Origin of the sequence: Edaphobacter dinghuensis (genome assembly GCF_014640335.1) — a bacterium.
Taxonomy (GTDB): domain Bacteria; phylum Acidobacteriota; class Terriglobia; order Terriglobales; family Acidobacteriaceae; genus Edaphobacter; species Edaphobacter dinghuensis.
Map to the genome: position 1 here is coordinate 1 of NZ_BMGT01000005.1, position 12,813 is coordinate 12,813.

2 protein-coding genes are annotated in these 12,813 nt (G+C 54.9%); both read left to right on the forward strand.

Annotated features, from left to right (window positions below; translation table 11 throughout):
• Positions 1 to 8 precede the first annotated feature (8 nt).
• Complete coding sequence (locus tag IEW09_RS18200) at positions 9 to 11,822, forward strand: non-ribosomal peptide synthetase (protein WP_268235741.1); 11,814 nt, start codon at positions 9 to 11, stop codon at positions 11,820 to 11,822.
• A gap of 156 nt (positions 11,823 to 11,978) precedes the next feature.
• On the forward strand, positions 11,979 to 12,794 hold the full coding sequence (locus tag IEW09_RS18915; RefSeq protein ID WP_188555695.1) for a thioesterase domain-containing protein: 816 nt from the start codon (positions 11,979 to 11,981) through the stop codon (positions 12,792 to 12,794).
• Positions 12,795 to 12,813: the final 19 nt, after the last annotated feature.

The following is a 12,813-nucleotide window of genomic DNA, read 5'->3' on the forward strand; positions in this document are numbered from 1 at the left end:
AGCCATGGTTGCGACATGCGGAAGCTGATCCCGACCCAGCTGCGTTAGGCCTCAACTCGCGACATCTTGCCTACGTGATCTACACCTCGGGCTCCACCGGCACGCCAAAAGGCGTCATGATCGAGCATAGAAACCTGCTGAATTACTTCACCTGGGCGAGCAACGCCTATTATGGCCGAAATCACGGAGGCTCACCTGTAACCTTGTCGTTCGCTTTCGATGCAAGCATCACAGTTCTCTTCGGACCGCTGCTTGCCGGAGAGCCGGTTACGATGCTCGGAGCGCAAACCGAGCTCATAGCCCTGGAGCAGGCGGTATCGCCGTACGACGTCATTAAGCTGACTCCCGGTCACCTGAAGATCTTCAATCAGTCGCTTGCGGCATCGGATGTGCCTGCTCCCTGCCGCTGCATGGTGCTCGGCGGCGAAGCACTAAGCGCCAGCGATGTCCATTTCTGGCTTCAAAGATATCCGGATGTCGAGTTGATTAATGAGTACGGACCGACGGAAGCAACGATTGGCTGCCTAAATTACGTTGTGGACAAGCCTTCAGTAACACTGGGCGTACCGATTGGCCGTCCGATCATGAATACGCAGATCTATCTTCTGGACAGTCACGGGCAGCCTGTGCCACTCGGCGCGGTGGGCGAGATGTACATCGGTGGAGCGGGCGTGGCGCGCGGTTATCTGAACCAGCCAGAACTGACCGCGGAGCGCTTCCTCCCCGATCCCTTCTGTGGCGAGCGGGGAGCGCGCATGTACCGCACCGGAGACCTGGCGCGTTATCTGCCCGACGGCAACCTGGAGTTCCTCGGGCGGAACGACCATCAGGTGAAGATCCGCGGCTTCCGTATCGAGTTGGGCGAGATCGAAGCGCGCCTGGCAGAGCATCCACTAGTGGAATCGGCCGTGGTTGTCGCCCGGGAGGACACACTGGGCGACAAGCGGCTGGTCGCTTATTACACCACGTCCTCTTCGCAAGACATAACAGCCGAGCAGTTGCGGACGCACCTGGCAACCCTGTTGCCGGAGTATATGGTGCCAACTGCGTTCGTGCATCTGGAAGCCCTGCCGCTGACACCAAACGGAAAGCTGGATCGCAAGGCGCTGCCGGTCCCGGAGGGCGATGCCTACGCCACTCATGCCTACGAACCGCCACAGGGAGAGATTGAGAGCGCACTGGCCCAGATATGGCAGGAACTGCTGCATATCGACCGCGTCGGACGCAACGACAACTTCTTCGAACTCGGCGGAAACTCACTGCTCGCTATGAGCCTGATTGAGCGCATCCGACGCAGCGGATTCAAGATCGATATACAGACATTATTTGCCGCCCCGACAGTAGCCGCTTTGGGGAGGGAGGTAGGCATTTATAGCCCTACTATCGAAGTTCCTCCTAACCTTATTCCGCCTGGATGTGAGGTTATCGTACCGGAATTGCTTCCGCTGGTGAGTCTGACACAGGAAGAGATCGATAGCATTATTCAGCATGTGCCGGGCGGGGCACGAAATATACAGGACATCTACCCGCTGGCACCTTTGCAGGAAGGTATTTTATTCCACCACCTGATGGGACTCAAAGGAGACCCATATGTAGAAGCTGCACTGTTTCGTTTGGACGGACGAGCACGTTTGGAACAATTCTTGAGTGCTCTGCAGTCGGTAGTAGATCGAAACGACATTCTGCGCACGGCAATAATGTGGCAAGATCTTTCTGAACCGGTACAGGTAGTCTGCCGTACAGCCTTTCTAAGAGCGGAGATATTTGAGTTCGATGCTATCGATGGAGATATAAGCCAGCAGTTGTACACCCGTTGCGACCCGCGACATTTTCACATGGACGTGCACTGCGCTCCTCTTCTGCGGGCTTATTTCAGTTTCGATCCCGTTCAGAATAGATGGCTGTTGATGCTGCTATTCCACCACTTGGTTATAGACCATACGACTCTGGAAGTAATACTGGAGGAAATTCAGGCGTATCTACTCGATCGCGGTGATCAGCTTCCTGATCCTATCCCTTTCCGTAACCTGGTGGCCCACGCTCGGCAAGGAGTGAGCGAGCGGGAGCACGAAGATTTTTTTCGACAGATGCTTGGAGATGTAAATGAGCCGACAATCCCCTTCGGATTGCTGGACGTGCAGGGCGATGGCGGCGGAATAGAGGAATCACTTTACGTTCTCGATACAGAGCTCTCATCGCGCATCCGTGCAAATGCACGCCGACTAGGAGTAAGCGCGGCAAGCCTGTTTCATCTGGCTTGGGCACGCGTGCTAGCCGAGGTCTGCGGGCGGCAAGATGTCGTTTTCGGGACGGTACTGTTTGGACGTATGCGGGGAACGGAATGGGCCAACCGAGGCGTAGGACTGTTCCTCAACACTCTGCCAATAAGAATGCACATCGACGGCAAAGGTGTAGAAGATGCTATACAGCACATTCACTATTTGCTGGTCAGCCTGATGCGTCATGAACATGCTTCGCTTGCACTAGCTCAACGGTGCAGCGCTGTGTCTGCTCCCGCACCGCTGTTCTCAACGCTGTTGAATTATCGCTATGGATGGTTGGAACGACATGCCTCTCCGGAGGGTATACGTGCGTGGGAAGGTATCGACGTTATTCGTGCAGAGGAACGCACAAATTACCCTGTGACTCTATCAGTCAACGATCTAGGTGATGGTTTCTCGCTTCATGCACAGACTTCAGCGTCCATCCAGCCGTTACATCTCTGCCAGCTTATGAACAGGGCATTGGAAGAGTTGATCGAGGCGCTTTATTCCGAACCTTCCAGACCCTTACATACACTTGACGTGCTGCCTGCATCGGAACGTAACTGTGTGCTCTACGAATGGAACGATACCAAAGTGAAGTTTCCTTCCGACAAGTGCGTCCATCAACTGTTTGAAGAGCAGGTGGTCCGAACCCCTCATGCAGTTGCGCTTGTTTATGAAGATGATTCAATCAGTTATACAGAACTTAATAGGAGAGCCAATCGCTTGGCTCATTATCTGAGGAAGATAGGTGTCAGGCCGGATGATCGAGTTGCCATTTGCACCGAGCGCGGTTTCGAAATGATCATAGGACTGATGGCCGTGCTTAAGGCCGGAGGAGCCTATGTCCCTCTCGATCCCGCTTATCCGATCGAGAGATTACGTTTCATGCTCAAAGACTCCACTCCTCTCGCCCTATTAACACAGGGCCATCTCCGGCAACTGTGCCAAGAGCTCCAGTCAAACTTACCAATCCTCGATCTAACGGAAACAGCACCACAATGGAGCGGTCACTCCGATACAAACCCCGGGCCTGAAGCGGTGAATCTTACTCCTCACCATCTCGCCTATATCATCTACACATCGGGATCCACCGGCAAACCAAAAGGCGTCATGGTGGAACATGTAAATCTGCATAATTATTTAAACTGGGCTATCAATGCTTATATTCCTTTTAAAAATTCGATCGTTTCCTCCTCTCTCTCATTTGATGCGACGATAACGACCCTTCTGGTCCCACTCCTACAGGGAGGAGAGGTTGAGCTTCTGCCGGAAGGCGAAGAAATTGACGGTCTATATATCCGCATTCGTGAAAATATAACGAAGAAACAACAATTGATAAAGATCACGCCGAGTCATCTGGATGAGCTAGGTCGCCGCATGCTCTCAGAAAGCTTGGGTATATTTTCACATCTATTTGTCATAGGAGGTGAAGCTCTACTATCTTCCACCGTTCAGCTATGGCATCGAATTCGACCTGACATAACAATGATTAATGAATATGGTCCAACAGAAACCGTTGTAGGTTGTGTTACATACAATATCCCATACAAGGACAATTATGTAGATCCCATTGCGATCGGTCGACCGATCGCGAATACACGGATATACATATTGGACGAATACCGGAAGCCTGTTCCAATCGGAGTGGCAGGGGAGATGTATATCGGTGGCGCTGGGGTAGCGCGGGGTTATCTGAATCGACCAGAACTGACCGCGGAGCGGTTCCTCGCTGACCCCTTCCGCGTTGAGCCGGAAGCGCGCATGTACCGCACCGGAGATCTGGCGCGTTATTTGCCCGACGGCAACCTGGAGTTCCTGGGGCGGAACGACCAGCAGGTGAAGATTCGCGGCTTCCGCATCGAACTAGGCGAGATCGAAGTATGCATGGCTGAGCATCCGCTAGTGGAGCAGGCTGTGGTCATCGCAAGAGAAGATGTCCCTGGGAACAAGCGGCTGGTCGCCTACTACACTACATCCTCATCAGATGGCATAACGGCCGAACAACTGCGCACGCACCTGGCATCGCTGCTGCAGGAGTACATGGTGCCAGCAGCATTCGTGCATCTCGAAGTCCTGCCGCTGACGCCGAACGGCAAGCTCGATCGGACGGCTCTGCCGGCCCCGGATAGTGAAGCCTACGCCAGCCGCTCCTATGAGTCACCATACGGAGAGACGGAGATCGCGTTGGCGAAGATTTGGAGCGAGCTGCTGCATATCGATCGCATTGGGCGCAACGACAACTTCTTCCATCTCGGAGGGCACTCGCTGTTAGCAGTTCGCCTGCTGAGCCGCCTGGGACAGAGATTTCATGCGCAATTCCCACTTTCAGCTTTGTTTGCATCTCCCACTCTTGCACAAATGGGTGATGTGATCATTGAGAGATGTTCTCATAGCACTCCAGATCAGCTTCCTCCGATCGAGCCGCATTCTCCGGATAAACATCCACCATTATCGTATGCACAGCAGCGTCTATGGTTCCTCAGTCAACTGGAGGGAGTAAGTGCGATCTATCATATTCCCGCGGCATTTCGTCTGCGCGGCCATCTGGACACCAACGCGCTTCGCTCAAGCCTTGACACCATCTTCACCCGCCACGCTTCGCTGCGCTCCATCTTCCTCACCGTCGGTGGTCGGCCAGATGTCGGCTTTTTGCCAGAAGGAATGGGCTTTCCATTTCTTGATTTTGACCTCCGGAACGTGCCTGATGGGAAGCAGCAACTAGAAGGGCTATTCCGCGAGCAAACTGGCACACCATTCGACTTATCAGTCGGACCGCTGCTCCGGGCATGCCTCGTTCGTCTCGGTGACGAAGAGCATGTGTTGATTTTGGTGCAGCATCATATCGTCTCTGACGGCTGGTCCATGGGTCTTCTCGTCAACGAACTCAGTATCCTCTACAGCGCGTATCTGCGCGGCGAGCCGAACCCGCTGCCGCCACTGGAGATTCAGTATCCCGATTACGCGGCCTGGCAGCGGAAGTGGCTGGCAGGAGAGCGGCTGGAGGCACAGGCAGATTACTGGAAGAGGACTCTCGCGGATGCACCGCCGCTGCTGGACCTACCAACCGATCGTCCCCGTCCCGCACAACAGAGCTTCGCCGGTGCTCTTGTACCGGTGCGGATCGATGCCGAGCTGACACGAGAACTGAAGGCGTTCAGTGAGAAGCATAACGTGACTTTGTTTATGACGCTGCTGGCAGCATGGGCTGCGGTGCTCTCGCGCCTCTCCGGCCAGGACGATGTGGTAATCGGCACGCCGGTGGCAAACCGCAGGCATGTTCAGGTGGAGAGTCTGATCGGCTTCTTCGTAAACACGCTGGCGCTGCGCATCGATCTTGGCGGAGAGCCTACTGTCGAAGAACTGTTGCGCAGGATCCGGACCACGACACTTGATGCTCAGGATCATCAGGATCTGCCTTTCGAACAGGTCGTCGAGATCGTCAATCCCCCGCGCAGGCTCGACTCCACACCGCTCTTCCAGGTGATGTTTGTCTGGCAGAATGAGCAGCATAACCCTCCCGCCTTGGCCGAGCTTCAGGTGGAATCATTCGGCATATCCCACACGAACGCCAGATTCGATCTGGAGTTGGCCCTCTCTGAAAACCATGGGGAGGTCGTAGGCAGCCTCACATATTCAACAGCGCTCTTTGATGAAGCTACCGCAACACGATATGCCGGATACCTAGCGAGAATTCTCGCTGGGATTTCAAAGGATAGTAAACGGCTAATAGGAGCAGTCAATCTACTTGCTCAGGACGAGCGGAAGCTTCTGCTGGAGACATGGAATGCGACCGAAGCTCCGTACCCGGAGAATCTGTGCATCCATCAGCTGTTCGAAGAACAAGTACGCAAGAACCCTGAGGCGAAAGCGCTGATCTTTAAGGATGAGTCTCTGAGCTATGCGGAATTGAACCGTCAGGCTAACCGTCTGGCTCACTATCTGATCGGGCTGGGCATCTGGCCGGATGACCGTGTGGCCATCTGCGTGGACCGCGGCCCGGCAATGGTAGTCGGCCTGCTGGCTATCCTGAAAGCCGGCGGCGCATACGTGCCGCTAGACCCCGCTTATCCTTCAGGACGTCTTACCCAGGTGCTGCACGATGCTGCGCCCCGGGTATTGTTCTGCGATACACGCGGTCGTGAGGTTCTCCGAACAGAAGCCATACAGGATCTCATCGTGCTCGATCTCGACAATCCCTCGGCGTGGTCTGCTCGGTTGGAGACAGATCCGCACGTGCAGGATCTAACCTCACGCCATCTTGCCTACGTGATCTACACCTCGGGTTCCACCGGCACACCCAAAGGCGTCATGATCGAGCATAGAAATACTGTGAATCTGCTTTCATGGGCAGCTAAAGCATTCACCAGAATCGAGACCGGAGAGACTCTCTTCTCGACTTCCATCCAATTCGATCTCTCCGTTTTCGAGTGCTTCCTACCTCTAATGCACGGCTCAGCAGTGCATCTCACCGCCAATGCCTTTTCATTGCTTTCTGATCGGTCGCTTTCGATTTCACTAATCAACACTGTTCCATCAGCAATTAAATCTTTGCTGGATGCGCAAGCTCTGCCTCATTCCGTCCTCACCGTAAACCTGGCTGGCGAGCCATTAAGGCTTTCTCTCATTAAACTTCTTTTTGACCAATCTCAGGTTTATCGTATCTGCAACCTGTATGGTCCTACCGAAACAACAACCTATTCCACATGGATCAGTCTTAAAGGTAAACCGAACCGCGAAAGCATTGGCCGTCCGATCATGAATACGCGGATCTATCTTCTGGACAGTCACGAGCAGCCTGTGCCATTCGGCGCGGTGGGCGAGATGTACATCGGTGGAGCGGGTGTGGCGCGCGGTTATCTGAACCAGCCAGAACTGACCGCGGAGCGCTTCCTCCCCGATCCCTTCTGTGGCGAGCGGGGAGCGCGCATGTACCGCACCGGAGACATGGCGCGTTATCTGCCGGACGGCAACCTGGAGTTCCTCGGGCGGAACGACCATCAGGTGAAGATCCGCGGCTTCCGTATCGAGTTGGGCGAGATCGAAGCACGTCTGGCCGAGCATCCACTAGTGGAATCGGCCGTGGTTGGCGCCCGGGAGGACACACTGGGCGACAAGCGGCTAGTTGCTTANGTGCATCTGGAAGCCATGCCGCTGACGCCAAACGGGAAACTCGACCGCAAGGCGCTGCCTGCTCCCGAGGGTGATGCCTACGCCACTCGTGCCTACGAACCGCCACAGGGAGAGATTGAGAGCGCACTGGCCCAGATATGGCAGGAGCTTCTGCACGTCGACCGCGTCGGACGCAATGACAACTTCTTCGAGCTCGGCGGCCACTCGCTACTGGCGGTTCAGGTAGTTCAGTACGTGCGTCAACTCGGATTCGACCTCGAAATCCGCGCCCTGTTCGCTACGCCGAAACTGGCCGACCTTGCCGCATCTCTTCACCAGACTCTCGGTTTGTCCATCCTGCCGAACCTGATACAACCCAATTCCGAGATCATCACACCCGAGATGCTGCCACTAATCGATCTGACGCAGCAGGAGATCGATCGCATCGTACAGCAGGTCCCGGGAGGCACCGCCAACGTCCAGGATATCTATGCGCTATCGCCATTGCAGGAAGGCATTCTCTTCCACCACCTCATGGCCCATGCCGGCGATCCGTACCTGAGCCGCACCTTCTTATCGTTTGCCAGCCGAGCCTTGCTCGATCGCTTCCTGTTTGCGGTTCAACAGATAGTCGATCGTCATGACATCCTCCGCACTTCATTTATCTGGGAAGGGCTCTCTATCCCGGCGCAGGTGGTGTGGCGGCAGGCCAAGATACCTGTTGTCGAACTGGAACTCGATCCAGCCGCCGGGCCGATTGCAGATCAGCTTGCAAGTCATTTCGACCCAAGACAGGATCGCATTGATCTCGCGACGGCTCCGCTCCTGCGCTTCGTTGTCGCCCATGATCCCGCACAAGACCGCTGGCTGATGATGCAGCTGCTGCACCATCTTGTTGGAGACCAGTCCACGCTGCACATGCTGCGCCAGGAAGTCGCTGCGTTTCTCGCCGGGGGAGCGCAATCTCTATCCCCCTCCGTGCCGTTCCGTAATCTGGTGGCGCAGGCGCGGCTAGGCGTGACGGTGGAAGAGCACGAGCGCTTCTTCCGGCAGATGCTCGGGGATATCACCGAACCCACATTAGCCTTCGGCATCACGGATGTTTATCAGGATGGCAGCAGCAGCACGGCAACGCGGCGAATGCTTCCACAGATGCTGAATGACCGCTTACGCAGGCAGGCTCGGCGGCTCGGTGTGAGCCTCACGACTTTGTGCCACCTCGCCTGGGGTCAGGTGCTTGCGTGCATCACCGATTGTGACAGCGTCGTTTGGGGAACCGTCCTTTTGGGCAGAATGCAGACGGGAGCTGCCGATGCGGTGGGCCTATTCATCAATACACTACCGATCCGTCTCGATCTCGATAACATCGCGACGGAAACTGCAGTTCGACAAGTGCAGTCCCGTTTGTCCGAGTTACTCATGCATGAGCATGCTTCGCTGGTTCTGGCCCAACGCTGTAGCCGTGTCGAGGCACCGTTGCCTCTTTTCAACACTGTTTTCAATTACCGCCATAGTTCTCCGCCGCTGGACTCTACATCTACGAATGCCCTCGAGCAACAACGCCTGTTATCAGGTATCGAAGTGCTTGGGGGCGAGATCCGTAATAACTATCCGATCAGCCTCTCCGTAGATGATTTTGGGAGTTCTCTGGGCCTAGATGTGCTGGTCACGCAATCGCTGTTTCCGGAACGTATCTGCGATTACATGCAGCAGGCCCTCGAAAGCCTGGCAGATGCTTTGGAGACAGATCCCAAAACGCCCGTTCGCAAGCTCGAGGTTGTTCCTCTCGCTGAGCGGAAGCTTTTGCTGGAGACATGGAACGCGACCGAAGCTCCGTACCCGGAGAATCTGTGCATCCACCAGCTGTTCGAAGAACAGGTACGCAAGAACCCTGAGGCGTCAGCGCTGATCTTCAATGATGGATCTCTCACCTATGCGGAATTGAACCGTCAGGCTAACCGTCTCGCTCACTATCTGATCGGGCTGGGCGTCCTGCCGGACGACCGTGTGGCCATCTGCGTGGACCGCGCCCCGGCCATGATCGTCGGCCTGCTCGCCATTCTTAAGGCCGGCGGAGCCTACGTGCCGCTCGATCCTGCCTATCCTTCCGAGCGCCTTACCCAGGTGCTGAACGATGCTGCGCCTCGGGTATTGCTCTGCGACGCGCGCGGTCATGAAGTTCTCGAAAGCCACACCGTAGATGGATTCACTGTACGCGGTCTCGACGATCCCTCCGCATGGTCTGATCTGTCGGCTGAAGATCCGCAGGTGCAGGAGCTCACCTCACAACATCTTGCCTACGTGATCTATACCTCGGGCTCCACCGGCACGCCAAAAGGCGTCATGATCGAGCATAGAAACCTGCTCAATTACTTCACTTGGGCGAGCAACGCCTATTATGGCCGAAATCGCGGAGGCTCACCTGTAACCTTGTCGTTCGCTTTTGATGCAAGCATCACAGTTCTCTTCGGACCGCTGCTTGTCGGAGAGCCGGTTACGATGCTCGAAGCGCAAACCGAGCTCATAGCCCTGGAGCAGGCGGTATCGCCGTACGACGTCATTAAGCTGACTCCCGGTCACCTGAAGATCTTCAGTCAGTCGCTTGCGGCATCGGATGTGCCTGCTCCCTGCCGCTGCCTGGTGCTCGGCGGCGAAGCACTGAGCGCCAGCGATGTCCATTTCTGGCTTCAAAGATATCCAGATGTCGAGTTGATTAACGAGTACGGACCGACGGAAGCAACGATAGGCTGCCTAAGTTATGTTGTTAACTCGCCCTCGAAAAGATCAGTCATACCGATCGGTCGCCCGATCATCAACACGCGGATCTATCTTCTGGACAGTCACGGGCAGCCTGTGCCTCTCGGCGCAGTAGGAGAGATGTACATCGGCGGCGCGGGGGTAGCGCGTGGTTATCTGAGCCGACCGGAGCTGACGGAAGAGCGCTTTCTGCCCGATCTGTTCTGTGGTGAGCCGGGAGCGCGCATGTACCGCACCGGGGACCTCGCGCGTTATCTGCCGGACGGCAACCTGGAGTTCCTGGGGCGGAACGACCAGCAGGTGAAGATCCGCGGCTTCCGCATCGAGCTGGGTGAGATCGAAGCACGTCTTGCGGAGCATCCGCTGGTTGAACACCCCGTCGTCATCGCAAGAGAAGATGTTTCCGGGGACAAGCGGCTGGTCGCTTATTACACCACATCCTCTTCGCAAGACATAACAGCCGAGCAGTTGCGCACGCACCTGGCAACGCTGTTGCCGGAGTATATGGTGCCATCTGCGTTCGTGCATCTGGAAGCCCTGCCGCTGACGCCAAACGGAAAGCTGGATCGCAAGGCGTTGCCGGTTCCGGAGGGCGATGCCTACGGTGTCCAAACCTATGAGCCGCCTCAGGGAGAGACAGAAATCGCCCTGGCAGAAATCTGGCGGGAGTTGCTGCATATCGACCGCGTCGGACGCAACGACAACTTCTTCGAACTCGGCGGAAACTCACTGCTCGCTATTCAACTACTGGTTCGTTTAAAACAGCATTTCAAGGTATCTATTAGTCTTCCAGATCTGTACGATCACCTCCATTTGGCTCAACTATCTATACTCCTGCCAATAACGCAAGCGGCCGCGGTGCACCATTCACACCTCATCTCGATTCGACCAAACGGCACGGCTATTCCTTTATTTCTTGTTCATGCCGGCGGAGGAGGTATCGACTACGCCAGACGGTTGGCACCTTTTATCTCCTCGGTTATACCGTTATATGCGCTTGAGGCAAGCGGACTATTGCCTGGAGAAGAACCACTTACTAACGTTGAAGAAATGGCACAGACGTATATAAAGTGGATCCGCACGGTGCAGGCCCGCGGACCATACAGAATTGCTGGCTGGTCGGCTGGTGGAGTCATCTGCTACGAGATGGCAAGACAATTTCTTTCGCAAGGGGACACAATAGCCTTTCTAGGAATGGTCGATACGTACTGCCCTACGACGCTGATTCATTCTGGAGTTCACTTCGAAGAAAAAAGCGCTCTCCTAGAAAGCCTCTCGACCCTGCTAGACCACAACAACATGACCGCTGTATGCGAGGCAGCAAAACGTCTAACCTTCGATGACCTCATCGATTATCTCCATAAGATGCGCTTATTAACAAAGGAACTAGTCAACCTACCCAACCTCGACGCCGCAACTGTGCGGTCGGTTTTGTATACACGCCACACCATCAACGCTGCTATAACGAAATATGCAGTCAGCCCTATAACCTTGCCCATTTACCTCTTTGAGGCAATAGAAACAAACGCTCCTTGCTCAACAGGCTGGGCTGCGATTCTGAAGAAACAATTGCAGGTTATTCCTGTCCGAGGAACCCATATAAGTATGATGGAGAATCCTGAGTATGCGCGCTATCTAGGATCCCATCTCACAAGCCTTCTCGAGTCAACTTGCGTCGAATCAAATTAAACGAGCTTTTTGCCTGCTCCGATAAGATACTCATTGCAAATCGGCCTGGCCAAGATAGCAGTTGTGACCGCTTTAAAGTATTTCCTTGAATCGTAGCTCGCGACGAGCCTCATCATGCGCTACCCTACGTTGAGAAACTTAACATTTCATCCGCTAATGCCTCTACATGCGACGCATGCACAGAATCACCCTATCGTTTGCATACCTGGGGCAGGAGCAAGCGTAACTACCTTTATCGCATTTGCCGGAGCTCTGGGAGATAGTCACCCGATCTTCGGTCTACAGCCGCGCGGCCTCGATCTAGTTCATCTACCCCACGCAAGCGTTGTAGAGACCGCGCACTTCAACGTTGCAGCCGTCGCAACCTTACATTCCGTTCGGCCCATCCACCTCATAGGGCATTCATATGGGGGACTCGTAGCATTCGAGATGGCACTTCAACTGGAGCAAAGCGGTGCACCCGTCGAATCCCTCACCCTTATCGATAGTGATCCTCCCGATGAACGGCCCAATCACTCGAACCTGCCAACGACTTCAGAGCTCTTCCAAGCATTCACGGAAGTATTTGAGGACAACTACGAGATTGAACTGGCCCTAAATAACGATCTGATGGCTTCGGGCGATCAAATCAATTTCCTCCTAAGCCTCCATAGGACCTTGCTTTCAAGACGATGCCTTCCAGCGCATAGCACTATTGATATGATCAGGGGGTCGTTCCTGCACTTCGCATCTGCTCTCACGAATCGATACATACCACAGGATATCCGCAGGTCGGCTACCCATCTTGCATATGTCCGATCCAAACGGCTCAACGAGATGGACAATTACGAACGACTAATCGTTAATACAAAACAATGGCGATTGTTTTCGCCAAATCTTACTATTTGGTCGGGTCCGGGCGATCACTTTTCAATCCTTCGTCCTCCTCACGTCTCGTCTCTAGCCCAATGGTGGAGAGCAGCACACTCGTAAATGCCTCCGTTTAACGCTC

Excerpts from the sequence above, each read along its gene's own strand:
- IEW09_RS18915 (WP_188555695.1), top strand. The coding sequence starts at position 11,979 with ATGCCTCTACATGCGACGCATGCACAGAATCACCCTATCGTTTGCATA.